The sequence below is a fragment of the Duganella sp. SG902 genome, from assembly GCF_013376005.1.
In the GTDB taxonomy this organism is placed as follows: domain Bacteria; phylum Pseudomonadota; class Gammaproteobacteria; order Burkholderiales; family Burkholderiaceae_D; genus Rugamonas.
Map to the genome: position 1 here is coordinate 569305 of NZ_JABMJK010000002.1, position 26912 is coordinate 596216.

Genomic DNA, 26912 nt, shown 5'->3' on the forward strand with positions numbered 1-26912 from the left:
GGGGCGACCATGGCCAGCCAAACCTCCACCACCAATGACCTGAGCGGCAAGTTCGCGCTCGACGTGCGCGACATGGGCAGCCTCAAGCAGTCGGCCCGCGCCGGCGGCAAGGATGCGCTGAAAACCGCCTCGACCCAGTTCGAGGCCATGTTCGTCAACATGATGCTCAAGAGCATGCGCGAAGCCACGCCGCAGGACGGCATGATGGACAGTCAGCAGACCAAGACCTTCCAGACCATGCTGGACCAGCAGACCAGCCAGAACATCGCCAAGAAAGGCATCGGCCTGGCCGACATGCTGGTGCGCCAGCTGTCGGCCAAGACCGACGCGGCCGCGCTCGGCATCGGCGGCCAGCCCGGCGACCCGACCAGCGCCGCCAACGCCGGCAGCTTCCAGGGCGCCGCCAGCCTGATGGACGCCAAGCTGCAGCGCGCGATCGCGGCGGCCGGCGGCAACGCGGCCGCCAGCGCCACCACCACCGAGGCCGCCGCCGGCGCCAACAAGGGCTCGCAGGCGCCGCACGTGCGCAGCTTCCAGGAAAAACTGGCCGCGCACGCCGAGGAGGCCAGCAAGGCCACCGGCATCCCGGCCAAGTTCATGCTGGGCCAGGCCGCGCTCGAGTCCGGCTGGGGCCGGCGCGAGATCAAGGGCCGCGATGGCAGCAACAGCAACAACCTGTTCGGCATCAAGGCCACCGCCGACTGGAAGGGGCGGGTGGTCGAGGCCACCACCACCGAATACGTCAACGGCAAGGCCCAGACCAAGGTCGAGCGTTTCCGCGCGTACGACAGCTACGCGGACAGCTTCAAGGACTACGCGCGCTTGTTGGCAAGCAATCCACGTTACGAGAAGGTACTGGCCAGCGCCGGCGACGCCAGCAGCTTCGCGCGCGGCCTGCAGCAGGCCGGCTACGCCACCGACCCGAATTACGCCACCAAGCTGACGAGCATCATCAAGCGCTCGCTGGCAGGGTAATAAAGTTTTGGCACGCCGTGCCGTTACCCTTCACAGATAGAGTAAAAATATTATGTCCAGTCTTCTCAGCATCGGTAAAAGCGGCTTGCTGGCCTCGCAGGTGGGCCTGGCGACGGTTGGCAACAACATCACCAACGCCAACACGCCCGGCTACAACCGCCAGGTGGCGATCCAGGGCGACACCGGCACCCAGTACCAGGGCTTCGGCTACGTCGGCTCGGGCACCGAGATCCAGGCCGTGCGTCGCTACTACGACAACTTCCTGGCCACCTCGCTGCGCAACGCCGAGTCCAACCAGGCCTCGCTGGACGCCTACAGCGCGCAGATCAGCCAGATCGACAACCTGCTGGCCGACCCCACGGCCGGCCTGTCGCCGGCGCTGCAGGACTTCTTCAACGGCGTGCAGGACGCCACCGCCAGCCCGGCCTCGGCCGCCGCGCGCCAGTCGATGCTGTCGAACGCCGAATCGCTGGCCTCGCGCTTCCAGGGCATGAGCGCGCGCCTGACCGAGATCTCGGCCGGCGTCAACAACCAGATCACCTCCAACGTGGGCGAGATCAACGCCTACGCCAAGCAGATCGCCGACATCAACCTGACCATCGCCGGCCTGACCACCAGCCAGGCCGAGCCGAACGACCTGCTGGACAAGCGCGACCAGATGCTGACCGAGCTGAACAAGCTGGTCAAGGTCACCGTGGTCCCCGGCGACAACAACATGCTGAACGTCTCGTTCGGCACCGGCCAGCCGCTGGTGGTGGCCAACAAGGCGTTCCAGCTGGGCACATCGAGCTCGCCGACCGACGTCAGCCGCGTGACGCTGGGCTACCAGACCGACGCCGGCGCCTTCACGCCGCTGCCGGACGAGGTCTTCACCGGCGGCCAGCTGGGCGGCCTGATCGACTTCCGCAACGGCCCCATGGACCGCGCGCAGAACTCGCTGGGCCAGGTCGCGGCCGGCCTGGTCACCGCCTTCAACGCCCAGCACGTGCTGGGCCAGGACGAGAACGGCGCGCTGGGCGGCAACTTCTTCAACCCGATCCAGGCCTACGTCGGCAACAACACGCGCAACTCGCCGGCCAGCACGGCCGATGTCAGCGCCACCGTGGTGGACGCCGGCGCCTTGACCATCAGCGACTACAGCGTCGACTTCGACGGCACCAACTTCAACGTCACGCGCAAGAGCGACGGCAAGGTCACGCAGATCAACCCGTTCCCGCAGACTACGCCGCAGGTGATCGACGGCGTGGCCTACAGCATCACCGGCACGCCGCAGCAGAACGACAACTTCCTGGTGCGGCCGACCTACACCGCCGCCAAGGACTTCTCGGTGGCCATCAAGGACCGCGACAAGATCGCGCTGGCGGCGCCGATCGCCACCGCCGCGCCCACCACCAACGCCGGCAACGGCAAGATCTCGGCCGGCACGGTGGACGTCAACTATCTGACGCCCGGCAACGCGCTGACCTCGGCCGCGACGCTGACCTTCGACCAGGCCAGCGGCACCTTCTCCGGCTTCCCGGCCGGGCAGGACGTGACGGTCACGGTCAACGGCACGGCCACCGTGTATCCGGCCGGCACGCCGGTGCCGTACACGGACGGCGCCAACATCAGCTTTGGCGGCGTCAACTTCGCCATCAGCGGCACGCCGGCCGACCAGGACACCTTCACGGTCGGCCCCAACACCAGCGGCGTGGGCGACAGCCGCAACGGCGCCCTGCTGGCCGGCCTGCAGACCAAGAACATCCTGGACAACGGCAAGGCCACGTTCCAGACCACCTACGCCCAGATGGTCAACTACGTCGGCACCAAGGCGCGCGAGGCGCAGATCAGCGGCACCGCCGCCGACGCCGCCGTCAAACAGGCCACCAATGCGCAGCAGGGCGTGTCCGGCGTCAACCTCGACGAGGAGGCGGCCAACCTGCTGCGCTATCAGCAGGCGTACCAGGCCAGCGGCAAGGTCATGCAGGTGGCCAGCCAGTTGTTCGACACCTTGCTCAGCCTCGGAAATTAAAGATAGGGTAGCTCTATGGTTATGCGCATCAGCACCAGGACAATTTACGACGTCGGCGCGGCGAACATCACGTCGCTGCAGACCGCCATGTCGCGCACGCAGCAGCAACTGTCCACCGGCCGCAAGAACCTGACCGCCGCCGACGATCCGATCGCCACCGCGCGCGCGCTGGAAGTGACGCAATCGCAGTCGCTCAACACCCAGCTGGCCACCAACCGCGCCAACGCCAAGGGCGTGCTGTCGACCGAGACCACGGCGCTGGCCAGCGCCACCTCCATCCTGCAGGACATCAAGGACCTGGCGGTGAAGGCCGGCAACGGCTCGTACACCGATTCCGACCGCGAATCGGTGGCGGTGGAACTGGAGGCGCGCCTGGCCGACCTGCTGGGCATCGCCAACACGGCGGACGGCGTGGGCGGTTATGTGTTCTCGGGCTACAAATCCACCACCTTGCCGTTCACCAAGACCGCCACCGGCGCCGACTACCAGGGCGACCAGGGCCAGCGCTCGCTGCAGGTGGGCTCGACCCGCACGATTCCGATCACCGACTCGGGCGCGGCCGTGTTTGAGAGCAACGCCACCGGCAACGGCACCTTTGTCACGACGGCCGACCCGGCCAACTACGGTCGCGGCGGCAGCGGCATCATCAGCGCCGGCTCGGTCAAGGACGCGACGCTGCTGACCGGGCACAAGTACCAGATCGATTTCCAGGTGGTGCCGGAATCGCCGGGTGTGCCCAAGCAGACCACCTACACCGTGACCGACCTCACCACCGGCACGCCGGTGCCGCCGGCGCCGGTGCCGGCCGTGCCGCAGGCGTATGTGAGCGGGCAGAACATCTCGTTTGACGGGCTGCAGTTCGACATCAAGGGCGATCCGGCCGATGGCGACAACTTCCAGGTGGAGCCGTCGACCAAGCAATCGATCTTCACCACGGTGCAGGGCTTCATCGACGCGCTGCGCGCGCCGGGCACCGGTCCGGCCGGCCAGGCCAGCCTCAGCAACAAGCTCAACCAGTTGCAGGTCAACGTGGACAACGCCACCGACAATGTGTTGTCGGTGCAGGCGGCGGTGGGTTCGCGGCTGAAGGAGCTGGACTACCTCGACAGCTCGGGTGACGACCTCGGCCTGCAATACGCCACCACCTTATCGCAGCTGCAGGATCTGGACTACACGGCGGCGATCTCGCTGTTCACCCAGCAGCAGACGACGTTGACGGCGGCGCAGAAATCGTTCACCACCATGTCGGGCCTGTCGCTGTTCAACTACATCAGCTAAGCCAACCGCTCCCCGCAAAAGAAACGGCCAGCTCGCAAAAGCTGGCCTTTTTTTTCTTGCCCGCAATTCGGGGTCAGCTCTGACAATCGGACAAATGGGAACTAAAAAATTTCGAATTAGTTCCCATTTGTCCGAATGTCAGAGCTGACCCCGACTGTTGGGTGCGCTATTTGGCTGCCAGGAAGCCCTGGCTGGCGCTGGCTTGTTTGCGCAGCCAGTCGTCGTGCTGGAGAGGGGCGGTGCCGCTCAGGATGGCCGTGGCCTGGTAATGCTGAAGCTGGCCGGCCAGCGCGGCGACGTTGTTGCTGAGGCTGCTGGTGGCGTCCGGCTGCTGCAGCCGGACGGGCGGCGTGCCGCCGCTCTCGGCCTGCTGGTTGTAGCTGCCGATCGCCTGCGTCAGCGTGGCCGTGCGTTGCGCCAGGAACCAGACGTCCGCCAGCGCGTGCGTGCTGCCGTCGGCGCTGGTGTAGCTCGATGTCAGGCCCAGCCAGTTGCCCTGGTCGAACGCCGTGCGGGCCTGCGCCGCCACCGTCAGGCTGGCCACGTTGAGCGAGGCCAGGGTCTTCAGCTCGTCGGCCTGGCTGATGCCGTCCGAGTTGGCGTCGATCCAGACCCGCAGGTCGCCGTATTGCGCGTCGTTGCGGTCCACCAGGCCATCCTTGTTGCTGTCGAGGTCCCCCAGTGCGGCAAATCCGTCCGCCGCCTTGCCGCCTTGGGCGCTGTTGGTGGCTGTACCGAACAGTTCGCCGCCGTCGTTGATGACGCCGTCGCCGTTGCGGTCCAGCACCAGCAGGCCATCCTTGGCGTCGACCCAGCCGGTGCGGACTCGCTGGCCGTCGGCGCGGATGTCGAAGCTGACGCCGGCGCTGATGCTGAGCGTGCTGATGCCGTTGCCGTCCAGGTCCAGCACCAGCGGACTGGCCGTCAGCACCGCGCGCTGGTCGGTCGTCAGCGCGCCTTTCTGCAGATCGGTCAGCGCGGTCACCTGCGCCATGGTCAGCCCGGCCAGCTGGTCGGTGCTCATCGATTTGAGTACCGAGTTGGCCATGTTGCGCATTTGCTGGGTGGTGAAGGCCGCCACCTGGTCGACGCTGAGCTGCGCCACGGTGGTCGCTTTCAGCAGGTTGATCTGCGCCGTCTTCAGCGCCGCGATGTCGGTGGCGTCCAGCGCCGCCACCTGGTCGGAGTTGAAGGCGTTGAGGGCGTTGACCGCCAGCGCGCCGATGTCGGCGGTGCCCAAGGTGCCGATTTGCGAGGTGGTCAGGCCCAGGATCTGGGTCGAGGCCAGCGCGTTCAGCTGGCGCGTGGTCAGCGAGTCGAATAGGGTGTCGTCCAGCTTGGCGATCTGGTCCGAGCTCAGGCTGCCGATTTGCGCGGTGGCAAATTTGCTCAGGGTGGTGAAGCCGTTCAGCTGGTCGGTGGTCAGGGCCTTGACCTGGGTAGCCGTCAGGCTGCCGAAGGCGCGGGTCGACAGGGCGTTGAGCTGGTCGGCCGTCAGCACCGCGATCTGCGCCGTTTTGAGCAGCGGCAGCTGGGCCGTGGTGAGGCTGCCCATGGCGCCCGCGCTCAGCAGCGGGATCTGGTCGGTGGTCAGGAACTGCAGGCTCAGGCCGCTGGCCTGCTGGGTGGTCAGGCTGGACAACTGGGCGGTCGACAACATGGCCACCTGCGCCGATTTCAGCGCCGCCATCTGCGCCGAGCGCAACGACTGGAAGCTGTCCTCATCCAGCGTGCTCAACTGGTCCGAGGTCAGGGCCTGCACCTGCGTCAGGTTGAGCGTGCCCAGCGTCGACAGGGCGTTCAGCTGGTCGGTGCTGAGCACCTTGATGTCGTTGGCGGTGATGCCGCCGATCTGGCTGGTTTTCAGGCCGGCCAGCTGGTCGCCGGTCAGGAAGCTGAACTGGGTCGAGGTCAGCGCGCCCAGCTGGGTGCTGCTGAGCGCTTGCACATCCTCCACTTCCATGAAGGTGATCTGATCCGAATTCAGGCCCGGCAGCGCCGTCAGCGACAGGGCGCGCGCCTGCGCGGTGGTCAGCGCGATGATCTGGTCGGTGCCCAGCGAGGACAGCTGGAGCTTGCTGAGCGAGGCGATCTGCCGCGTCTGCAAGGTGGCGATGTGGGTGGCATCCAGCGACAGCAGCTGGTCGCTGCTCAGGGCGCTGAACTGCGCCGTGGTCAGCGGGTTGAGCGTGCTCAGGCCGGCCAGCTGGTCGGTGCTCAGGACCTTGATCTGCGCCAGTGTCATGGCGGCGATCTCGCCGGTGCTGAGCTGGCCCATCTGGTCCACGCTCAGCAGCTGGATTTGCGCCGTGGTCAGGGCCGCGAACTGGTTGGTTTTCAGGCCGGCCAGGTCTTCCTGTTCCAACGCCGCCAACTGTTCGGAGCTGAGCGCGCGGATGGCGTTGGTGTTCATGGCGCGCCACTGGGCGACGCTCAGCGCCTGGATCTGGTGGGTGTTGAGCGAGGCCACCTGCTTGGTCGACAGCACGGCGATCTGCGCCGTGGTCAGCGAGGCCAGCTGGGTGTCGTCCAGCGAACCAAGGCTGTCGCTGTTCAGGCCCGGGACCTGGCGCGTGCCCAGCCAGCCGAGCGGGATCAGCGCCAGCTGGTCGGTGGTCAGGGTGTTGACCTGGGCCGAGGTCAGCGCGCGCACCTGCTGCGAGGTCAGCGCCTGCAGCTGGGCGTTGGTGATGGAGAGCATGTCCTTGGTGCCCAGCGCCACGATTTGCGCCGTGCTCAGCGAGACGATGTCGCCGGCCTCGATGGCGGCGAACTGGTCGGTGTCCAGCGCGGCGATGGCCTTGGTGCTCAGGGCGCGCAACTGGCCGCCGGTCATGCTCACGATCTGGTCGGTCGTGATGATGCGCGCCTGGTTGACGCTCAGGCCGGCCATGGCGCCGGTGCTCAGCAGACCGATCTGGTCGGTGGTGATGGACACGAACTGGTCGGTGGTCAGCACCGAGATCTGGGCCGAGCGCAGCGCCGCGATGTCGGCGCCCTCGATGGCCATGATCTGGTCGGTGGTCAGCGCCTGCAGGGTGCGCGTGTTCATGGCGATCAGGTCGCCGGTGTCGAGGGCGATGATCTGGTCGCTGCTGAGCAGGGGGACCTGGGTGTTGCTGAGGGCGGCGATCTGGCGCGTGTTGAGGGCGGCGATCTGGCCGGCCGACAGGTTGGGCAGCTGGTCCGAGCTCAGCGCGCGGATCTGCGCCGTGCTCAGGGCGGCAATGCCGGCCATGGCGTTCAGTTGGTCCGAGCTCAGCGCCGGGATTTGCGTGACCTTCAGGCCGGCCACGCTCTGGGTGGTCAGCGCGGCGATCTGGTCGGTGGTCAGCGACTGCAACTGGTCGGTGTTGAGCGAGGCCAGTTGCGCCGACTTGAACTGGGCGAAGTCCTCGGCGTCGATCAGCGGCAGCTTGGTCTGGTCCAGGCCTTTCAGGGCGTTGGTGCTGAGCGCGCCCACTTGCACGCCGCTCAGGTAGGCCAGCTGGCTGGCGTCCAGCACCGACGCCTGGAGCGAGGTCAGGGCGCCGATCTGGCGCGTGCTCAGCGAGTCGATGTCGCTTTGCGTCAGCGCCACGATGCGGTCGGTCGACAGGCCGGCGATCTGCGCCGTGGTGTAGTCGGACAGATTGCCGAGCGCGGCCAGCTGGGCCGGGCTGAGGGCGCCGATCTGGGTCTGGGTGAAGGCGGCGATGCTGGCGCTGCTGAGCGCGTGCAGTTGCTCGGTCAGCAGGACCGTCATCTGGTCGGTGCTCAGCGCGCGCAGTTGCGCGCTGCTCATGGCGGCAAAGTCCTCGACTTCGATGGCCACGATCTGGGTCTGGCTCAGACCCGCGATCGCGGCCGTGCCCAGCGAGCGGAATTGCGCGGTCGACAGGGCGATCAGCTGCGGATCGGTCAGGCCCGGCGCTTGCGCGCTGGTCAACACCGCCAGCTGGCTGGTCTTGAAGGCGGTCAGGTTGCCGACCGAGAGGCCGGCCAACTGGTCGGAGCTGAGCGCGCGCACCTGGCCGGTGGTCAGCGCGGTCAGGCTGCTCAGGGCGCCCAACTGGCTGTTGTCGAGGAAGCCGATCTGGCGCGTGCTCAGCGCCGCGATCTCCTGCGTGGTCAGGACGCCGTACTGCGGCAGGGTCAGCGCGCCCAGCTGGTCGCTGGTGAGGGCGGCGATCTGGCGCGAGGTCAGCGCGCGCAAGTCCTGGTCTTCCAGCCAGTTCAGCTGGGTGCCGGTGAGGGCGGCGATCGCCGCGGTCGACAGCGAGCGGATTTGCGCCGTGGTCAGCGCCGGGATCTGGTCGCTGGTCAGGAAGGTGATCTGCAGGCTGCTCAGGGCGCCCAGTTGCTGGGTTTTGAGGTTGGCGATCTGCGCCGGCGTCAGCGCGATGATCTGGTCGGACGACATGCCGGCGATCTGCTTGGTGCCGAGGCCGCCCAGCGAACCCAGGGCGGCGAACTGGTCGGTGGTCATCATGCTCAGCTGCGCCGTGGTCAGCGCGGCGATTTCCTGCGAGGTGAAGGCGGCCAGTTGCCCCAGCGTCAGGGCCATGATCTGGTCGGTGCGCAGCGACGCCACCTGCGCGGTGGACAGGGCGGCAATGTCGACCGCCTCGATGGCGGCGATCTGCTCGGTGAGCAGGCGCGACAGGATGCCGGTGCCGAGTCCGCGCACTTGCTGGGTGGTCAGTTCGACCACTTGCGCGGTGGTCAGCGACTGCGCCTGCGTGCTGCTCAGCGCCGTCAGCTGGTTGGTCTTCAGGGTGCTGATCTGCGCCAGCAGCAGACTGCTGAGCTGCTCGGTGCTCAGGGCGCGGATCTGGGCCGTGGTCAGCGGCGCCAGCGACGCCAGGCTGTCCACCTGGTCGGTGCTGAGGGCGGCGATCTGGCGCGTGGTCAGGCTGCTCAGCACGCGGGTGCCGATGGCGGCGAACTGGACGCCGGACAGGGCCGCCAGTTGCGCGCTGTTCAGGGCGACGATCTGGTTGCTGCCCAGCGCGGCAATGTCGACCGCCTCGATGTAGGTCACCTGCTCGGTGGACAGCGCGGCCAGGGTGGCCGAGCTCAGGCTGCGCACCTGCTGGGTGGTCAGCGCGATCACCTGGTCGCTGGTCAGGGCGCCGATCTGGGCGCTGGTGAGGCCGGCGATCTGGTTGGTCTTGAAGGTGGCGATGCTGGTCAGGCTGGCGATCTGCGTGGTGTTCAGGGCGCCGATCTGGCGGCTGGTCAGCGGTGCCAGCGTGGACAGCGAGGCCAACTGGTCGGTGGTCAGCGCGCGCACCTGCTGGGTGCTGAGCGAGGCGATGATCTGGGTGCCCAGGCCGGCCACCTGGGTGGTCAGCAGGTTGCTGATCTGGTCGGTGGTCAGGCCGACAATCTGGCGGCTCGACAGGGCCTGCACGTCCACCACTTCCATCGCCTGCAATTGCTCGGTGCTGAGGGCGGCCAGCTGACGCGTGCTCAGGGCGCGCACCTGCTGGGTGCTCAGGGCAACGATGGAATCGGTGGTCAACACCGCCGCCTGGTCGGCGGTCAGCGCGGCGATCTGCGCCGTGGTCAGGCTGAGCAGGATGTGCAGCGGCAGCGAGATGATCTGGTCGGTGGTCAAGGCCCCGATGGCGGCGGTCGAGAAGCTGGCCAGCGACGACAGGGCGGCCAGCTGGTCGCTGGTCAGCACCGCTTTCTGCTGGGGCGTCAGGGCGGCGATTTCCTGGGTGGTCAGGGCCGTGATCTGCTGCGTGCTCAGCAACAGGATCTGCGCCGGGGTCAGCGCCGTGATCTGGCGCGTGCTCAGGCTGGCCAGCTCGGTCGCGGTCAGGGCCGCGATCTGGGCGCTGTTCAGGGCCTGGATGGCGCCGGTGCCCAGCGCGCGCAGCTGCTCGGTGCCCATGCCGGCGATTTGCGCGGTGCTCAGGCCGCCCACCTGGTCGGTCGACAGCGCGGCGAACTGGCGCGTGGTCAGCGAGCGCAGGTCGGCCAGGTTCAGGTTGGCGAGCTGATCGGTGCTGATCGATTGCAGCTGGCGCGTGGTCAGCGCGCTCAGGGTCAGCAGGGCGTCCAGCTGGGTATCGTTGAGGTTGCTCAACTGGGTGGCCGTCAGCGCGGCGATCTCGGCCGTGGTGAGGGCGCGGATCTGGCTGGTGCTCAGCGCCAGCAACTGGTCGGTGGTCAGGGCCGCCACCTGGCGCGTGCTGAGCGAGGCCAGGTCGCCGCCGCTGAGCGCGAAAATGCGGTCGGCGGCCAGCGCCGCCAGCACACTGGTGCTGAGCGCGCGCAGCTGGGTGGTGTTGAGCGCCACCATCTGGTCGCTGGTGATGGCGTTGGCCTGCAGCGCGGTCAGCGCCGCCAGTTGCGCGGTCTGCAGCAGGGCGAAGTCGGCGCTGCTCAGCTGTGCGATCTGGTCGCTGGTGAGGGCGACGATTTGCTTGGTGTTCAGCGGCGCCAGTTGCAGGGCCGCCAGTTGGTCGCTGTTGAGCACGGCCAACTGGGCCGGCGTCAGGGCGCGCACGGCGGCCGTGGTCAGCGCCGCCATCTGGTCGCTGCTCATGGCCATGATCTGGTCGGTGGTCAGACGGGCGATCTGCGCGGTGCGCATGGCCAGGATGTCGCGCGTTTCGATCGCGGCGATGGCCGACGGCGCCAGCACGGTCAGCGCGGTCGGGCTGAGGGCGGCGATCTGGTCGCTGCTGAGGGCGACGATTTGTTCGGTGTTCAGCGATTGCAGCTGGTCGCTGCTGAAGGCGCCCAGCTGGCGCGTGGTCAGCGTGACCAGGTCGGCCGAGGTGATGGTGCCGATCTGGTCGCTGGTCAGGGCGCGGATCTGGCGCGTGCTCAGCACGGACAGCGAGCGCAGCGCGTCGATCTGCGCGCTGTTGAGGGCGGCGATCTGGACATCGGTCAGCGCGGTTTCCTGCGCCGTGGTGAGGGCGGCGATCTGCTCGGTCAGCAGCACCAGGATCTGGTCGGTGGTCAGCTTGTTGACTTGCTGGGTGTTGAGCGCGGCGATGTCGCGCGTCTCGATGGCCACGATCTGAACGGCGTTGAGCGCGGCGATGCCGTCCGAGCTCAGGCCGCGGAACTGGGCGCCGCTCAGGGCCTCGATCTGCTCGGTGGTCAGGGACAGCACCTGGTCCGAGGTCAGCACGCCCAGCTGGCTGCTGGCCAGCGAGGCCAGGTTTTTCGTCGTCAGCGAGCTGATCTGCAGGGTGGTGAAGGCGCTCAGCTGGCGGCTGGAGACGCCGGCCAGGGTGTTCATGGCGTTGAGCTGATCGCTGGTCAGCACCTGGATCTGGTCGGTGGTCAGGGCGCCCACGGCGGCGCTGCTGAGGGCGTTGAACTGGTCGGTCAGCAGCGACACCAGCTGGTCGGTCGCCAGCTGCGCCACTTGCGCGGTGCGCAGGGCGCCGATGTCGCGCGTCTCGATCAGGCGGACCTGGTCGGTGGTCAGCGTGTTGAGCATATTGGTGCTCAGCTCGGCGTACTGCGCGGTGGTCAGGCCGATCACCTGGTCGCTGGTCAGGGCCTGCACCTGGTCGCTGGTGAGGGCGGCCAGCTGGGCCGACGTCAGCGCGATCACGTCCTTGCTTTCGATCCAGGCCAGCTGGGTGGTGCTCAGGGCCTGGATTTGCGCGGTGGTCAGCGGCACCAGGGTTTTCAGCGCCACGATCTGGTCGGTGCTCAGGGCCGCCACCTGCTCGGGCGCCAGCGCGCGCAGGGCGTCGGTGCTGAGCAGGGCGAACTGGTCGCTCAGCATATTGGCCAGCTGGTCGGTGCTGAGGGCGCGGAACTGGGTGCCGCTCATCACGGCGATGTCGCGCGTCTCGATGGCCTGCACCTGGCGCGTGGTCAGTTCGCTGAGGAAGGCGGTGCCGAGACCGGCCACCTGGCCGGTGCTCAGCGCCACCAGTTGGTCGCTGGTCAGCGCCTGCACCTGGTCGAGGTTGAGCGAGGCCAGTTGGGCATTGCTGAGGGCGGCGATGGTCTGGGTTTCCAGCGCGGCGATCTGCTCGGTGGTCAGCGACGAGATCTGGGTGGTGGTCAGCGGCAGCAGCGATTTGATGGCCACGATCTGGTCGGTGGTCAGCACGGCCAGCTGGTCCGGGCGCAGCGCCTGCGCGCTTTCGGTGGTCAGCGAATAGATCTGGTCGGTGGTCAGGGCCAGCAGCTGCTCGCTGTTGAGCGCGCGGATCTGGGCCGTGTTCAGGGCGCGGATGTCGCGCGTTTCGATGGCCTGGATTTGCGCCGTGTTCAGTTGCGCGAACACGCCGGTGCTCAGGGCGCCGATCTGGGCCGTGGTCATCAGGACCACCTGGTCGGTGCTGAGCGCCTGGATCTGGCTGGCGGTCAGCGCGGCCAGCTGGTTGCTGGTCAGGGCCACCAGGTCCTTGGTGTCGAGCGCGACGAGCTGGCTGGTGGTCAGCGCGGCGAACTGGGTGGTGGTCAGGGTCAGCAGGGTGCGCAGGGCCGAGATCTGGTCGGTGCTAAGCGCGGCCACTTGGTCGGGCAGCAGCGCGGCCAGCATGTCGCTGGCCAGGATGGCGAACTGGTCGGTGGTCATGGCCGCCAGCTGGTCGCTGTTGAGCACGCGCAGCTGGGCGCTGCTCAGGGCCGGGATGTCGCGCGTTTCAATCGACTGGATCTGGGCCGTGTTCATCTGGCTCAGCATGCTGGTGGTCAGGCCGGCGATCTGGGCCGTGCTCAGCAGCGGCACCTGCGCCGTGGTCAGGGCCTGGATCTGGTCCGGCGTCAGCGCCGCCAGCTGGCCGCTGGTCAGGGCCACCAGGTCCTTGGTCTCGAGCGCGATGATCTGGTCGGTGGTCAGGCCCTGGATTTGCGCGGTGGTCAGCGTCAGGAGCGACTTCAGCGCCGCGATCTGGTCGGTGCTCAGCACCGCCAGCTGTTCCGGCAGCAGGGCCGGAATCATGGCGGTGCCCAGCATGAAGACCTGGTCGGTGCTCAGCGCGATGAGCTGGTCGCTGCTCAGGGTGCGCAGCTGGGCGCTGGTCAGGGCGGCGATGTCGCGCGTTTCGATGGCCTGGATCTGCGCGGTGGTCAGCTGGCTGATGACGGCGGTGGTCAGCGCCGCCACCTGCGCGGTGCTGAGGGCGATCACTTGCGCGCTGTTCAGCGCAGCCACCTGGTCGGCATTGAAGGCGGCCAACTGGGCGCTGCTCAGGGCGGCGACGGTCTTGGTCTGCAGCGCGGTGACCTGGTCGGTGGTGAGCCCGGTGATCTGGGCCGAGGTCAGCGGCGCCAGGGTGCTGAACGCCACCAACTGGTCGGTGGTCAGGATGGTGAGCTGGTCGGCGCGCAGTGCGGCGATTTCATTGGTGCGCAGGGCGTGCGCCTGGTCGGTGCTCAGGCCGGCCAGCTGGGTGGCGGTGAGGGCGCGGATTTGCTGGCTGCCCAGCCACACCAGATCGCGCGTTTCCAACGCGGCAAACTGGTCGCTGGTGAGGGCTTGCAAAGTGGCGCTGGCGAGCGCGCTGACCTGCAGGGTGCTCAGCTGGGCGATCTGGTCGGTGGTGACCGTGCTCAGCTGGCCGGCGCTCAGGGCGTTGATCTGCTGGGTGGCGATGTGCTGCAGCTGGTCCGACACCAGCGCCGCCACCTGCGCGCTGTTGAGCGCGGTGATGGCGCGAGTGCTGATGGCGCGCAGCTGCTGCGAGCCCATGGCGGTCAGCTGGTCGGTGGTCAGGTTGACGATCTGGTCCGAGCTGATGGCGTTGACCTGCTGGGTCAGCAGCGCGCGCACGTCCTGGGTTTCCAGCGCGGCGAACTGGCCCGGCGCCAGCGTGTTGAGCTGGCGCGTGGTCAGGGCGACGATTTCCTGGGTGGTCAGCGCCACCAGCTGGTCGGTGGTCAGGGTGACCACCTGGTCGGTGGTCAGTGCGGTGATGTTGGCCGGTTTCAGCGCCTGAATGGCGTCCGTGGTCAGGCCGAGCAAGCCGCTCAGGCTGAGCGCGGACATTTGCAAGGTCGACAAGGCCCGGACGTTGGCCGTTGCCAACGCGCCAATCTGGTCGGACACGAAAGCCTGCATATCCTCGGTGGTCAGCGCAGCCACTTGCTGGGTGCCCCAGAGGATGATGTCGTCGGTGGTCAGGGTAGGTACGATCGTGCTCATTACAGGCTTCTCCAGGCAAGCTCCCATGATACCCGGCTTATTGCCTCATGGAAACCAAAAATCAAGCGGCGGCTATTGAATTTCCCTATGGCAGCGCGCCCGGAGGTCGAACCGGCAAGCTTGGCGGTTTGACTACCGGCGGTCGCTGCGACCAGGTGCGCGGCATCAGCCGCGCGCGTTCTATGCCATCCAAAAACAGGTTCTGGATCGGCGTTCCGAAGTACGGCAGGGTCATGGCAATCACCAGCAGGCCCATGCCGAGGGTAATCGGAAAGCCGATCCCGAATAAATTCAGTTGCGGCGCGGCGCGCGTCAAAATGCCGAGCGCCACGTTGGTAATCAACAACGCCGCCACGATGGGCAGCGACAGTTGCACCCCGGTGCTGAAGATCCGCCCGCCCCAGTCGGCCAGCTGCTTGAAGCCGCCGCCGTAGATGGGGATGCTGGACACCGGCAGGGTGGAGAAACTTTCCACCAGCGCCGACAACAACACCAGATGCGCGTTCACCGCCAAAAACGCCATGGTCGCCACCAGCGACAGGAACTGGCTGATGGCCGACGACCGGCCTTGGGTGGTGGGATCGAAAAACGTCGCGAAGCCCAGGCCCATGGTCAAACTGGAAATCTCCCCGGCCATCTCCACCGCCGCAAAAATGATGCGGATGCTGAAGCCCATGGCCAGGCCGATCAGCATTTCCTGCAGCACGATCAGCAGGCCGGCCATCGATAGCGGGTCGGTGGCGGGCCAGGCCGGCACCGCCGGCGCCACGATCACGGCGATGCCGACGCCCAGGCTGACCTTGACGCTGGCCGGCACCGCGCTGTTACCGAACAGCGGCGAGGCCGCGATCAGCGCCATGATGCGCGCCAGCGGCCACAGCAGCCCGGCGATCCATATATTGATATCGGCAGAAGAGACGGTCAGCATAAGGGTCTGTTACATTTCCGTCTGGCATCTTTTTCTATTGTAGACGAACTTTTTAGTAAATCGGAAACTGTTACATATTGGCAAAAACGTCATCCGACCAGCAGTGGGATGCCGGTGAAGATTTCGCGCATGTAGTCGAGCATGACCGACAACATCCACGGCCCGGCCAGCACCAGCGCCACGAATATGCCGACCAGCTTGGGGATGAAGGACAGCGTCTGCTCGTTGATCTGGGTGGCGGCCTGGAAAATCGAGACCACCAGGCCGATGATCAGCGCCACCAGCAGCATTGGCGCGGCCACCATCAAGGTAATCTCCATGGCATGGCGGCCGATGGTCATCACGCTTTCGGGCGTCATCGCGGCCTCCTAGTAGAAGCTCTGGGCAAGCGAGCCCAGCAGCAACTGCCAACCATCCACCAGCACAAACAGCATCAGCTTGAACGGCAGTGAAATCACCGCCGGCGACATCATCATCATGCCCATCGACATAAGTACAGAGGCGACCACCATGTCGATAATCAGAAATGGAATGAAGATGGCGAAGCCGATCTGGAACGCGGTTTTCAGCTCGCTGGTGACAAACGCCGGCACCAGGATGCGCAGCGGCACGTCCTCCGGCCCCTGCAGCGCCGGGCTGCGCGACAGTTTGACGAACAGCGCCAGGTCGGCCTCGCGCGTCTGCTTGAGCATGAAGGTTTTTAACGGGGCGGCGCCCTTGTCCAGCGCCTGGCCCATGGTCAGCTTGTTTTCCTGCAGGGGCAGGTAGGCTTCGTTGTAGATCTTGTCGAAGGTCGGCCCCATCACGAACAGGGTCAGGAACAGGGCCAGCCCGACCATCACCTGGTTGGGCGGCGCCGACTGCGTGCCCAGCGCCTGGCGCAGCAGCGACAGCACGATGATGATGCGGGTGAAGCTGGTCATCAGCAACAGCGCGGCCGGGATGAAGGTCAGCGCCGTCATCAGCAGCATGGTCTGGATCGGCAGCGTGTAGTTGGTGCTGCCGGCCGGGCCGGGGGTGGAGGTCAGGGCGGGGATGCCGATGCTGGAATCGGCGCCGGCCGTCAGCGGCAGGGCGACGGCCGCCAGCAGGAGCAGCGTTTTTGCGGCCGCCGGGAACAGCTTATTTGCCATTGCGCTTGTCTATCGTTTGTTTGATCCAGTCGGCGAAGTTGGCGCCGGGGACGGTGGCGGGCTGCGGCGCTTCGCCGCCTTCCTGGCGCGGCATGGTGGCCAGCGCGTTCATGCGGCCGGGCGAGGCGCCCACCACGATCCATTGTTCGCCCACCTCCACCACCAGGATGCGCTCGCGCGTGCCGACGCTGAGCGAGCCGACCAGCTTGACGTTGCTGTTGCCGCCGCCAAAGTTTTTCGGGCCGAAACGCTTGGTCAGCCAAGCCAGGCCCAGCATCAGGCCGATCACGAACAGCAGCGCCAGCGAGGTTTGCAGCAGGCCGCCGCCGCTGGACGCCGCGCTCGGTTGCGGGGTCGGGATGGTCATGGCCATGGCGCCGGCCGGCGCGGGGGCGGGGGCGGGCGACTGCGCGGCGGGCTCGGCGGCGGGAGCGGCGCCCGCGTCGGCCGGCTGCGGCGAGACCGGGGCCGGGACTTGGGGCTGGGTCTGGGTGGTCGGAGCCTGGGCCGGCGCGGCGGCGGCGGCCGGGGCGGTGGCGTGGGCGCCGCCGATGGTGCCCGAGACGGTGCGCTGGGCCATTGCGGGCGCGGCGGCCAGGGCCGCCGCGAGGATGAGGGTCGGGATCAGTCCGTGCTTCATTTATTCAGTTTTCGGATACGTTCGGACGGCGTGATGATGTCGGTCAGGCGGATGCCGAACTTGTCGTTCACCACCACCACCTCGCCTTGCGCGATCAGGCAGCCGTTGACCAGCACGTCCATCGGCTCGCCGGCCAGGCCGTCCAGCTCCACCACCGAGCCCTGCGCCAGTTGCAGCAGGTTCTTGATGGCGATCTTGGTGCGGCCCAGTTCCACGGTCAGCTGGACCGGGATATCAAGGATGAAGTCGATATCGTTGTGGGTCTCGGTCTTGCTCGGCGTGCTCGAGAAGTCCTTGAACACGGCGGCGCTGGCCGCTTGCGCGGCCTGCTGTTTTTCCAGCGCGGCGGCCTCGGCCTGCGCCTGCTCGGCGATCGCCGCGCCCCATGGATCGTCTTCGTCCAATGGCTGATCGTCTTGGTTATCCGACATGTTTCTCTCCGGTTTTATTTAAGGTTATCGGCATTGGCCAGCAGTTTCTCGACCTTGAGCGCGTATTGTCCGTTCATCACGCCGTAGCTGCAATCCATGACCGGCACGCCGTCCACAGTGGCCGAGATGAATTCCGGGATCTGCAGCGGGATGATGTCGCCCACGCGCATGTTGAGGATCTCGTCGAAATTGACCTTGGCCGTGCCCAGCGAGGCCACCAGCTCGACCTCGGCGATCTGGATCTGCTGCGTCATCAGGCGGATCCAGCGCTTGTCCACCTCGAGCGCCTCGCCCTGCAGGCTGGAGGTCAGCGAATCGCGGATCGGCTCGATCATCGAGTACGGCATGCAGAAGTGGATCTGGCCCGACACCGAGCCCAGCTCCACCGTGAAGGTCGATGCCACCACCACCTCGTTGGGCGTGGCGATGTTGGCGAACTGCGTATTCATTTCCGAGCGGATGTACTCGAACTCGACCGGGTAGACCGGTTCCCACGACTTGGTGTAGGCCTCGAACACGATGTCGAGGATGCGCAGGATGATGCGCTGCTCGGTCTGGGTGAAGTCGCGGCCCTCGACGCGGGTGTGGAAGCGGCCGTCGCCGCCGAACAGGTTGTCCACCAGCAGGAACACCAGGCCCGGGTCGAACACCATCAGCGCCGTGCCGCGCAGCGGCTTCATGTGCACCAGGTTGAGGTTGGTCGGCACCACCAGGTTGCGGATGAACTCGGAATACTTGGACACCCGCACCGAGCCGACCGACACCTCGGCGCTGCGGCGCAGGAAGTTGAACAGGCCGACGCGCAGCAGGCGGGCGAAGCGTTCATTGATAATTTCCAGCGTCGGCATCCGCCCACGCACGATACGTTCCTGCGTGGCCAGGTTGTACGTGCGTACGCCCGCGACGTCTTCCTGCGCCGCAACGTCATCCTGGTCGCCGTTGACGCCCTTCAGCAGGGCATCGACTTCTTCCTGGGAGAGAAAATTATCAGCCATGACTAGTCTGCTTACTGAATGATGAAGGACGTAAACAGCACGTCCTCGATTTCCTGCGGCGAGCCGCGGTCTTCAAACGGCTCGCGCAGCTGGGTAATGATTTCCTTGGCCAGCTGGACCTTGCCCTCCGGCGTGTTGATGTCGGCCGCGCGCTTGCTCGACAGCAGCAACAGCATGCGGCTGCGCACCTTGGCCATGTTGTTCTTGACGTTCTCTTTTTCCTCGAGGCCGCCGACTTCCAGCGTGAAGGCGATCTGCAGGTACTGGTCGGCGCCGCTCTCGCCCGGTTGCAGGTTGACGGTGAACGGTTCGACCGGCACGTATTCCGGCGGGCCCACCGGTTTCTTGGCCTTCTTGCTCTTCTTGGCCGGCGCCTCGTCATGTTCCTCGGCGTCGGCTTTGCCGTGCAGGAAGAACCAGGCCGCGCCGCCGCCGGCCGCGGCCAGCACCAGCACCAAGGCCAGGATGATGATGATCAGTTTCTTGCTGCCGCCACCGGAGGGCGCTTCAACCTTCTGATCGGCTTTCATTTTCGGATTCGCTTTCAAAATAGCCCTTCATGCTGCGGATGTGGATCACGCCGTCATTATGTCATTATCGGTTGTGCCTGCGCGGTTGGATACGCGGAAAAGAGGGGCGTTCCGGCCGCTGCTCGACGTTTCCTTAGTGTAACAGACAACAAAACCGGGAGGGCAGGGGTGCCGCTCCCGGTTGGCAAAGGGGGCGCCGCGAAATCAGGCGAAGGTGTCGACCGCCCCGGCGGGCAGGCGGCGCGCCGGGGGCGCGGCGCGCGCGGCCTCGGCCTCGGCGCCGCTATCGCGGCCGTAGCCGCCGCCGGCGCGGTTGCCACCGCCACCTTGGCCGCTTTGTGCCGAGCTCGCTTGTTGGCTATACGCGCTGTTGTTCTGATCCGACATGCCGGCCGAGACGGTGGCGCTGCCCAGCTGGATGCCGGCCTCGCTCATCATCTCTTTCAGCTTCGGCAGGGCGTTTTCCAGCGCCTGGCGCACCTCCGGCGCGGCCGAGCTGAAGGCGGCGGTGGCCTGGTCCTTGTTCACGCTCAGCACCACTTGCAGCGGGCCGAGGTCGGGCGGGTTCAATTCCATGGTGGCGCTCTGCTCGCCGCCTGCCGCCATGAAGATGATTTTCTGGCCCAGTTGCTGGTCCCATTGCTGGGTGCCGACGCGGCTGCTGAGCTTGTCTGTCGGCACGGCGGTCGCGGCCTTGGCGATTTCCTGCGCGGCGTGCGAGGCGGTCGGCGCGATGGTGATGCTGGCCTGTTCCTTCAGCGTGGCGGCGGCTTCGGGGGGGGCGGTGGCGCCGGCTTTCGCGCTGGCGGCCAGCTGGGCCGGATCGGCCGTCTGCTGTTGCTGCTGGGTCTGCGACACCTGCGGCTGGGCGTCGCTGGCCGGCGGCGCCTTGGTCTCGATGCGATTGATGACGTCGGCGCCGGCTTTCGGCGCGGTATCCGCCACGGCTGCGGCGTCGGCGGTGACAGGCTGGGCGTCGGCCTTGGCGGCGCCGGCGTCCGGCGCGGCGTTGGCGGTGGCCGGTTGCAGGCCGGCGGCGCCGGTCTTGCCATCGGCGGCGGCCTGCGCGGCGGCGGCCGCGGCGGCAGCAGCCTCGGCGGCGCTTTGCGCGGCGGCGCCGGCACTGGCCAGCGCGGTCTTGAAATCGGTGGCGGCGGCCTGGTCTTGCGCGGTTTGCAGCGCGGCGGCGTCGGTCCCGGCGGTGCCGGTGGCGGCCAGCGCGGCGGCCGAGGGGTCCGCATCGACGGCGGCCGCATTGGCGGCAGTGGCGTCGGCGGCGGTATCACCGGCCGCGGCCAGCGCCGCTTGTGCGGCTGCGGCGGCAGCTGCGGCGGCATCGGCCGCCGTGGCCGCCGTGCTGGCGCCGCCCGTGCCTGTGGCGATGGCGGCGGCGCTGGCATCGCTGCCGGCGGCTGGCGTGCTGGCCGGCGTCACTGGCTGGTTGAAGGCGGCGACCAGGGCCAGCATGTCCGCCATCGGGTCGGCGGCCTGGGCGGCCTGGGCGTCGCTGCTGGCGCCATTGGCGCTATCGGCGGCGCCGCTGTCGGCGTTGTTCTGGTCGCTGTCGCTGGCGGCGGTCTTGGCCGGCGCCGGCTGCGCGGCGGCGCTGGTGTCGTTGCTGGCGGCTTGCCGGGCGGCATCGGCCTGCTCGTTCTGAGGCTGCGCCTGCTTGGCGGGCGCGGCCTGCTGTGGCTTGGCCGCCGAGGCGCGCGAGGCGGGACGTTCGGCGGCGCGGGCCGGCGGGTTGGCACTGGCGCCGCCGCGTTGCTCCATCTCGCGCGACAGGGCCTGCTTGAAGGCGCCGTTGTCGTTGCCCGCTCCCAGGTTGACATTCACTTTCGGCGCGGCCACCGCATTGGCGTTCAGGGTGGGAATTTGAAGATTCGGGGTCTGCATGTTTCGCGCTCTCTAGGATGTCATCGTTTGTAGTACGCCTGCCTTGCCGCGTGTTCGTCCATCTGCTTCTGGTCGCGCTTGTTTTCCAGCTTGAGCGCGGCGGCGTCCGCCCGGTCGTTCAGGGTGGAGTAGGACATGCGCTTGCGCTCGCTGGCCTGCCACGCGGCCTTTTCCTGCTCGCTGCGGTATTCGGCGTGCTTGATCATGTCCAGCTGGCCCTTGACCGCCGTTTCCAGCTTTTCGATGAAAGCCACGAAATTGCGATAGGCCATCGGCGTGATGCCGGCCGCCTGGGCCGCCTCGAAACGCTGCAGGTATTCCTCGCGGTAACCGACCAGCATCTCGTGCTTCTGCCTGGCCTCGTCCACCGCCTTGAGGGCCGCGCCCAGACGCTTGGCGGCGTCGTCCGTCTCACGCCGCGCCAGGTCCATCAGGGTTTCTAATTGCGCTTTGGAAGCCATGGTCAGTCAATTATAGGTGGCGTGTTCAGCCGTCAATCAGTCGAATAGAGAGGTAAGTTGGCCCAAGCTCTCGCCCATGGTCACCCGTTCGGTGATCTGTTGTTGCAAAAAATGCTCGATGCGGTCATGCAACTGGATGGCCTGGTCCAGCACCGGATCGGTGCCGGGCGCGTAGGCGCCGACGCTGATCAGGTCGCGGCTGCGCTCATAGCGCGAGAACAGCTGCTTGAGGTGGCGCGCCTTGGTCTGGTGCTCGTGCGAGGTGATCGAGTGCATCGCGCGGCTGATCGATTGCTCGATGTCGATGGCCGGATAATGGCCGGCCTCGGCCAGGCGGCGGTTCAGCACGATGTGGCCGTCGAGAATCGCGCGCGCCGAGTCGGCGATCGGGTCCTGCTGGTCGTCGCCCTCGGTCAGCACGGTGTAGAAGGCGGTGATCGAGCCGCCGCCCATCTCCCCGTTGCCGGCCCGTTCGACCAGGATCGGCAGCTTGGCGAACACCGACGGCGGGTAACCCTTGGTGGCCGGCGGCTCGCCGATCGCCAGCGCGATCTCGCGCTGCGCCATGGCGTAGCGGGTCAGCGAGTCCATGATCAGCAGCACGTTCTGGCCCTTGTCGCGGAAGTGCTCGGCGATGGCGGTGGCGTAGGCAGCGCCCTGCAGGCGCATCAGCGGCGGCGTGTCGGCCGGGGCCGCCACCACCACCGAGCGCGCCAGCCCTTCCTCGCCCAGGATCTGCTCGATGAACTCCTTCACCTCGCGGCCCCGTTCGCCGATCAGGCCGACCACGATGATGTCGGCCTCGGTGTAGCGCGCCATCATGCCCAGCAGCACCGACTTGCCGACGCCGGAGCCGGCGAACAGGCCCATGCGCTGGCCCCGTCCCACCGTCAGCATGGCGTTGATCGAGCGCACGCCCACGTCCAGCGTCTCGGCGATCGGCGCGCGGCCGAGCGGGTTGGCGGGGCGGGTGTTGATGGGGGCGCTGTCGCTGGTGTTGAGCGGGCCGAGGCCGTCGAGCGGGCGGCCGGCGCCGTCCAGCACCCGGCCCAGCAGTTCCTGGCCGACCGGCAGGTGGCGCGCGCGGTCGCTCGGGCGGCGGCGCGGGTGGGCCACGCTGCCCGGCTTGGGGATCGACGGTTCGACCGGGAACACGCGGGTGCCGGGCACCACGCCCTCCACGTCCGATTGCGGCATCAGGAACAGCTTGTCGCCCTCGAAGCCGACCACCTCGGCCTCGATCTTGCCGCCGGCCGGCAGCGGCACGGTGCAGGCGGCGCCCACGGCCAGGCGCAGGCCGACCGCCTCCATCACCAGCCCGGCCACGCGCGTGACGCGGCCGGAAACCTGCATCGGCTCGACAAAGCTGACCACCTCGGCGCAATCGTTGAGATACGATTTCCAGCGGCCGGCGTGGGGATTGGCGACGGCGTCCATGATCTCAGGCCAGCCAGTCCACTTCTTTGCCGAGCGCGTGGCTCAGGCGTTGCCAGCGCGCGGCGGCGGTGGCGTCGATCTGGTTGCTGGCGGTGTCGACCTTGCAGCCGCCGCGGCCGAGGCTGGCGTCCTCGACCACGCGCCAGCCGCCCTTGTCCAGTTCCTCGCCGATGCCGGCGCGCACGGTGGCGGCGTCGTCCGGGTGCAGCACCAGCAGCGCCGGCTGCTGCAGCACCGGCAGGTACTCGATCGCCTCGCGCACGATAGGCAGGATCAGCTCCGGCTTGACCTGCAGCGCGTTCTTCAGCATGCCCTTGGCCAGCTGCAGCGCCAGGTCCAGCACCTCGTTGGCGATCAACTGGTCGGCGTCGCGCAGCGCGGTGCTGAAGCTGTCGGCCAGCGCGCGCACATGTTGCAATTCCTCCTTGCTGGCTTGCAGGCCGGCTTCCATGGCGTCGGCGTGGCCGGCTTCGCGGCCCTCGTCATAGCCTTCCTTGCGGGCCTGCTCGCGGATGGCTTCCAGCTCCTCCACGGTGGGGTAGGCGATGGGCGGCGGCAGCGGCGGCCCCATTTCCATTTGCTCCTGCTGCGCCTGCAGGGCTTCCTGCACGCGCTGCTCGGCTTCCAGCCGGGCATTTTCGGCGTCGCGCTCGCGCTGTTCCGCCTCGCGCACGGCGATCGAGCTGGGTCGCTCGTCGCCAAACGAGGTCATCTCCCAGCGCTGGAATGCCGGCTGCGCTTCTTTTGTATGAATAACCATTAAACGAAGGAATCCTCACCTTTGCCACCGAGCACGATCTGGCCTTCGTCGGCCAGGCGGCGCACGATTTGCAGAATCTGCTTTTGTTGGGTTTCCACTTCCGACAGGCGCACCGGGCCTTTCGACTCCAGGTCCTCGCGCATCATTTCCGACGCACGGGCCGACATGTTCTTGAAGATCTTGTCGCGCAGTTCCTGCGACGCGCCCTTGAGCGCGATGATCAGCATCTCGGACTGCACCTCGCGCAGCAGCAGCTGGATGCCGCGGTCGTCGATATCGATCAGGTTGTCGAACACGAACATCTCGTCCATGATCTTCTGCGCCATGTCGTTGTCGTAGTTCTTGATGTTGTCCATGACCGAGCTTTCCTGCTCGCCGGACATGAAGTTGAGGATCTCGGCCGCCGCGCGCACCCCGCCCAGGGTCGACTTCTTGATGTTCTCGTTGCCGGACAGCAGCTTGGTCAGCACGTCGTTCAGCTCGCGCAGCGCGGCCGGCTGCACGCCGTCCAGGGTGGCGATGCGCAGCACCACGTCGTTGCGCAGGCGGTCGGTGAAGTGGCCGAGGATCTCGCAGGCCTGGTCGCGCTCGAGGTGGACCAGGATGGTGGCGATGATCTGCGGGTGCTCGTTGCGGATCAGTTCGGCAACGGATTGCGAATCCATCCACTTCAGCGACTCGATGCCGGAGGCGTCCTTGCCGCCCAGGATGCGCGACAGCAGCACCGAGGCCTTGTCGTCGCCCAGCGCCTTGGTCAGCACCTGGCGGATGTACTCGTCGGAGTCGAGGCCCACGGTGGAGGCGGCCGCCACCATGTCGCGGAAATTGTCGAGCGTGCCGACCACCTCCTCGTGCGGCACGTTCTTCATGGTCGCCATCGCCGCGCCGAGTTTCAACACCTCGCGCGGGCCGAGGAACTTCATCACCTCGGCGGCCTCGGTCTCGCCCATCGCCAGCATCAGGATGGCGGCCTTTTGCAGTCCGGTATTCTCAGTCATTTGCGCCTATCCATTCCTTGATCACGTTGGCCACAATGCGTGGGTCTTCCACGGCCAGTTTCTTGGCCATGGCGAGGTTGTCGCGGTAGCTGCGCGCGGTGTTTTCCTCCATCTTGCGCAGCTCTTCTTCGGCGATGAGCGCCTCGTCCGGCTCTTCCGGCACCGGTTCCTCCGGCACTTCCGGTTCCGGCTCCGGCGCGTTGATCTCGTCGATCTTCTTGAACACCGGGCGCATCATCGGGCGCACGATGCGCAGCACGATGTACAGCAGGATCAGCGCGGTGATCAGGAACTTCGCCAGGTCCTTCGCCATCGGCAGGTTGGCCGGATCCTTCCACCATTCCGGCGGCGGCTCGTAAGGCTTGTCGACGCCGTCGAAGGGCGAGTTGGCCACGCTGACCGCGTCGCCGCGGTCCTGGTTGTAACCCATGGCCTGGCGCACCAGGTCATTGATCTTGGCCATCTCTTCAGGAGTATAGGCCTTTACCGTGACTTTGCCGTTCTTATCGATGATGCGTTTGTAATTGACCACCACCGCCACGGTCAGGCGGCGCAGGCCGCCCATGCCGCGTTGCTCGTAACGCACAGTTTTATCGACTTCGTAATTGGTAGTCGATTCCTTGTGGGTGGGGCCGGCCGCGCCGTTGGCCGCCACCGTGCCCGGCGGCGTGCCGGGCGCCGGCGCGTTGGGGCCGTTGGCGGCGGCGGTCTGGTTGAGCGGCGCGGTGGCGGTGCCCGGCGGCTGGTTCGACAGCGCGCCCGGGATGCCGCCCGGATTCTGGGCGTTGTTGTTGCCGTTGGTCTCGCTGGTCTGCTGGCTGCGGATGGCCGAGGCGGCCGGCGGCGAGTTGGGCTTGTAGTTTTCCGACGCCTGCTCGATCTTGGCGAAGTCGACGTCGGCCACCGCCTCGGCGCGCACATTGCCCTCGCCGACGATGGGGATGACGATCGACTCGACCTGCTTGATCACCTGCGCCTGCAGGTCCTTGACGTACTTCAGCTGCTGCTCGTCGAGCTTGGCGTTGGCGGCGTTGGCGCCGGTCTTGTTCTGGTCGGAAATCAGGTTGCCGGCCTGGTCGACCACGGTGACGTTGGCCGGCATCAGGTCCGGCACGCTGGAGGCGACCAGGTGCACGATGGCGCCGGTTTGCTGCTGGTCCAGCATGCGGTTCGGGTGCAGCGTGACGATCACCGAGGCGGTCGGCTTCTGCTGGTCGCGCACGAACACGGACGGTTTCGGCAGGGCCAGGTGGACGCGGGCGTTCTCGACCGGCGCCAGCGACATCACCGAGCGCGCCAGCTCGCCCTCGAGCGCGCGCTGGTAGTTGACCTGTTCCAGGAATTGCGACACGCCCAGCTTCTGGTTCTCCATCAGCTCGAAGCCGACGTTGCCGCCTTTCGGCAGGCCTTGCGCGGCCAGTTTCAGGCGGATGTCGTGCACCTGCTCGGCCGGCACCAGGATGGCGGTGCCGTTGTCGGAGAATTTGTGCTTGACCTGCATCTTGTCCAGCTCGGCCGTGATGGCGCCGCCGTCGCGGTCGGTGTAATTGGAGAACAGCACGGCGTACTCGGGCGGCTTGTTCCACAGGTACAAGCCGATCAGGATGGCGACGATGGCGGCGGCGCCGGCCGCGCGCAGGAAATTGCGCCCCATCGGCGTCTGGATGAAGGGCAGCTTCTCGGCGCCGTCGTCTGGCGCGCCGGCTGCGGTGGCGTTGTCGATTTCTTCCGCTACGGCCATGATGGTTAGGTCCCGGGTGAGGGTTCTTGAAGGAATACCGCCATTATTGCTTGTAATCAGGAAATTCAATAGGGGGAACAGAGCGCCGTTTACGGTCCTGCTCGATGCTGGGGGCTGGCGTGCTCCTTGTTATTCTGCTACCACGTAGAAAAAAGGAGTCAGCAATGATTACAGGTGGAATTGACAGTAGTCGAATCCAGGCCATGATCGCGCAGTTGAAAGCGCACGCCACCAAGCCGGACTTGCAGCCGCCGGTGATCGCCACCGAGCCGGCGGCGGTGCCCAAGGCGGACTTTTCGGACGCGTTGAAAAAGTCGCTGGACGCGGTCAACGCCAGCCAGGTGGAGGCGGACGGCATGAGCAAGCGCTTCGCCATGGGCGACGACAGCGTGAGCCTGTCGGATGTGATGATCGCGCAACAAAAAGCCAGCATCAACTTCCAGGGCACGATCCAGGTGCGCAACAAGCTGGTGTCGGCCTACCACGACATCATGAACATGCAGGTCTAAAACTCCGGGGTCAGGTCCTCCATTTCTACACGAGCCCAGCGGTAGGCGCGCCTACCGCTGGGCTCGTGT

General features: G+C 66.9%; 18 protein-coding genes. 4 read left to right on the forward strand and 14 right to left on the reverse strand.

Annotated elements, in window-relative coordinates:
• Window positions 1–9 precede the first annotated feature (9 nt).
• The 3 genes from flgJ to flgL are packed head-to-tail and all read left to right on the forward strand — an operon-like array spanning window position 10 to window position 4264.
• The gene (gene flgJ, locus FHW83_RS06060; RefSeq protein ID WP_176645441.1) at window positions 10–975 is read left to right on the forward strand and encodes a flagellar assembly peptidoglycan hydrolase FlgJ; all 966 of its coding nucleotides are present in this window, start codon (window positions 10–12) and stop codon (window positions 973–975) included.
• A 52-nt stretch (window positions 976–1027) separates the two neighbouring features.
• Entirely contained in the window at window positions 1028–2986 is a 1959-nt protein-coding gene (gene flgK, locus FHW83_RS06065) for a flagellar hook-associated protein FlgK (protein WP_176645442.1), read from the forward strand.
• A gap of 15 nt (window positions 2987–3001) precedes the next feature.
• Complete coding sequence (gene flgL / locus FHW83_RS06070; protein WP_229224035.1) at window positions 3002–4264, forward strand: flagellar hook-associated protein FlgL; 1263 nt, start codon at window positions 3002–3004, stop codon at window positions 4262–4264.
• 166 nt (window positions 4265–4430) lie between these two features.
• On the opposite strand, the gene FHW83_RS06075 is transcribed toward flgL, so the two are convergent.
• From FHW83_RS06075 to fliF, 14 genes are all read right to left on the reverse strand, one after another.
• A complete protein-coding gene (locus FHW83_RS06075) occupies window positions 4431–14384 on the reverse strand; it encodes an iron-regulated protein frpC (protein WP_229224036.1) in 9954 nt (3317 codons plus the stop codon).
• Between the two features lie 85 nt (window positions 14385–14469).
• Window positions 14470–15312, reverse strand: coding sequence for a flagellar biosynthetic protein FliR (gene fliR, locus FHW83_RS06080; protein ID WP_176645443.1), 843 nt, complete (start codon window positions 15310–15312; stop codon window positions 14470–14472).
• An 89-nt stretch (window positions 15313–15401) separates the two neighbouring features.
• Window positions 15402–15671 (reverse strand): flagellar biosynthesis protein FliQ, encoded by a 270-nt coding sequence (gene fliQ / locus FHW83_RS06085; protein WP_176645444.1) that lies wholly within the window; start codon window positions 15669–15671, stop codon window positions 15402–15404.
• 9 nt (window positions 15672–15680) lie between these two features.
• The gene (gene fliP / locus FHW83_RS06090; protein WP_176645445.1) at window positions 15681–16445 is read right to left on the reverse strand and encodes a flagellar type III secretion system pore protein FliP; all 765 of its coding nucleotides are present in this window, start codon (window positions 16443–16445) and stop codon (window positions 15681–15683) included.
• Window positions 16435–17085 carry a flagellar biosynthetic protein FliO gene (gene fliO / locus FHW83_RS06095; protein ID WP_229224037.1) on the reverse strand — a complete coding sequence of 217 codons (651 nt, stop codon included), beginning with the start codon at window positions 17083–17085 and terminating at the stop codon, window positions 16435–16437. The genes fliP and fliO overlap by 11 nt, the downstream gene beginning before the upstream one ends.
• Window positions 17082–17516 carry a flagellar motor switch protein FliN gene (fliN, locus tag FHW83_RS06100; protein WP_155468307.1) on the reverse strand — a complete coding sequence of 145 codons (435 nt, stop codon included), beginning with the start codon at window positions 17514–17516 and terminating at the stop codon, window positions 17082–17084. Before fliN ends, fliO begins: the two co-directional genes overlap by 4 nt.
• A 14-nt stretch (window positions 17517–17530) precedes the next feature.
• Window positions 17531–18511 (reverse strand): flagellar motor switch protein FliM, encoded by a 981-nt coding sequence (gene fliM, locus FHW83_RS06105; protein WP_176645446.1) that lies wholly within the window; start codon window positions 18509–18511, stop codon window positions 17531–17533.
• Window positions 18512–18522: 11 nt separating this feature from the next.
• On the reverse strand, window positions 18523–19041 hold the full coding sequence (gene fliL / locus FHW83_RS06110) for a flagellar basal body-associated protein FliL (protein WP_176645447.1): 519 nt from the start codon (window positions 19039–19041) through the stop codon (window positions 18523–18525).
• A 204-nt stretch (window positions 19042–19245) separates the two neighbouring features.
• Window positions 19246–20937 (reverse strand): flagellar hook-length control protein FliK, encoded by a 1692-nt coding sequence (locus FHW83_RS31040; protein ID WP_176645448.1) that lies wholly within the window; start codon window positions 20935–20937, stop codon window positions 19246–19248.
• A 20-nt stretch (window positions 20938–20957) separates the two neighbouring features.
• On the reverse strand, window positions 20958–21398 hold the full coding sequence (gene fliJ, locus FHW83_RS06120; protein WP_176645449.1) for a flagellar export protein FliJ: 441 nt from the start codon (window positions 21396–21398) through the stop codon (window positions 20958–20960).
• A 36-nt stretch (window positions 21399–21434) separates the two neighbouring features.
• Window positions 21435–22835, reverse strand: coding sequence for a flagellar protein export ATPase FliI (gene fliI / locus FHW83_RS06125; protein ID WP_176645450.1), 1401 nt, complete (start codon window positions 22833–22835; stop codon window positions 21435–21437).
• A gap of 4 nt (window positions 22836–22839) precedes the next feature.
• On the reverse strand, window positions 22840–23595 hold the full coding sequence (locus FHW83_RS06130) for a flagellar assembly protein FliH (protein ID WP_176645451.1): 756 nt from the start codon (window positions 23593–23595) through the stop codon (window positions 22840–22842).
• Window positions 23595–24593: a flagellar motor switch protein FliG gene (fliG, locus tag FHW83_RS06135; protein WP_092274555.1), complete on the reverse strand. Its 999-nt coding sequence runs from the start codon at window positions 24591–24593 to the stop codon at window positions 23595–23597. The genes FHW83_RS06130 and fliG overlap by 1 nt, the downstream gene beginning before the upstream one ends.
• On the reverse strand, window positions 24586–26334 hold the full coding sequence (fliF, locus tag FHW83_RS06140) for a flagellar basal-body MS-ring/collar protein FliF (protein ID WP_176645452.1): 1749 nt from the start codon (window positions 26332–26334) through the stop codon (window positions 24586–24588). The genes fliG and fliF overlap by 8 nt, the downstream gene beginning before the upstream one ends.
• A 164-nt stretch (window positions 26335–26498) precedes the next feature.
• Here fliF and fliE point away from each other — a divergent pair, with 164 nt between their 5' ends.
• On the forward strand, window positions 26499–26843 hold the full coding sequence (fliE, locus tag FHW83_RS06145) for a flagellar hook-basal body complex protein FliE (protein WP_176645453.1): 345 nt from the start codon (window positions 26499–26501) through the stop codon (window positions 26841–26843).
• Window positions 26844–26912: the final 69 nt, after the last annotated feature.

Bases quoted from the DNA above. Each gene is read 5' to 3' on its own strand.
- flgJ (WP_176645441.1), top strand. From the start codon at position 10: ATGGCCAGCCAAACCTCCACCACCAATGACCTGAGCGGCAAGTTCGCG.
- flgK (WP_176645442.1), top strand. From the start codon at position 1,028: ATGTCCAGTCTTCTCAGCATCGGTAAAAGCGGCTTGCTGGCCTCGCAG.
- flgL (WP_229224035.1), top strand. From the start codon at position 3,002: ATGGTTATGCGCATCAGCACCAGGACAATTTACGACGTCGGCGCGGCG.
- FHW83_RS06075 (WP_229224036.1), bottom strand. From the start codon at position 14,384: ATGAGCACGATCGTACCTACCCTGACCACCGACGACATCATCCTCTGG.
- fliR (WP_176645443.1), bottom strand. From the start codon at position 15,312: ATGCTGACCGTCTCTTCTGCCGATATCAATATATGGATCGCCGGGCTG.
- fliQ (WP_176645444.1), bottom strand. From the start codon at position 15,671: ATGACGCCCGAAAGCGTGATGACCATCGGCCGCCATGCCATGGAGATT.
- fliP (WP_176645445.1), bottom strand. From the start codon at position 16,445: ATGGCAAATAAGCTGTTCCCGGCGGCCGCAAAAACGCTGCTCCTGCTG.
- fliO (WP_229224037.1), bottom strand. From the start codon at position 17,085: ATGAAGCACGGACTGATCCCGACCCTCATCCTCGCGGCGGCCCTGGCC.
- fliN (WP_155468307.1), bottom strand. From the start codon at position 17,516: ATGTCGGATAACCAAGACGATCAGCCATTGGACGAAGACGATCCATGG.
- fliM (WP_176645446.1), bottom strand. From the start codon at position 18,511: ATGGCTGATAATTTTCTCTCCCAGGAAGAAGTCGATGCCCTGCTGAAG.
- fliL (WP_176645447.1), bottom strand. From the start codon at position 19,041: ATGAAAGCCGATCAGAAGGTTGAAGCGCCCTCCGGTGGCGGCAGCAAG.
- FHW83_RS31040 (WP_176645448.1), bottom strand. From the start codon at position 20,937: ATGCAGACCCCGAATCTTCAAATTCCCACCCTGAACGCCAATGCGGTG.
- fliJ (WP_176645449.1), bottom strand. From the start codon at position 21,398: ATGGCTTCCAAAGCGCAATTAGAAACCCTGATGGACCTGGCGCGGCGT.
- fliI (WP_176645450.1), bottom strand. From the start codon at position 22,835: ATGGACGCCGTCGCCAATCCCCACGCCGGCCGCTGGAAATCGTATCTC.
- FHW83_RS06130 (WP_176645451.1), bottom strand. From the start codon at position 23,595: ATGGTTATTCATACAAAAGAAGCGCAGCCGGCATTCCAGCGCTGGGAG.
- fliG (WP_092274555.1), bottom strand. From the start codon at position 24,593: ATGACTGAGAATACCGGACTGCAAAAGGCCGCCATCCTGATGCTGGCG.
- fliF (WP_176645452.1), bottom strand. From the start codon at position 26,334: ATGGCCGTAGCGGAAGAAATCGACAACGCCACCGCAGCCGGCGCGCCA.
- fliE (WP_176645453.1), top strand. From the start codon at position 26,499: ATGATTACAGGTGGAATTGACAGTAGTCGAATCCAGGCCATGATCGCG.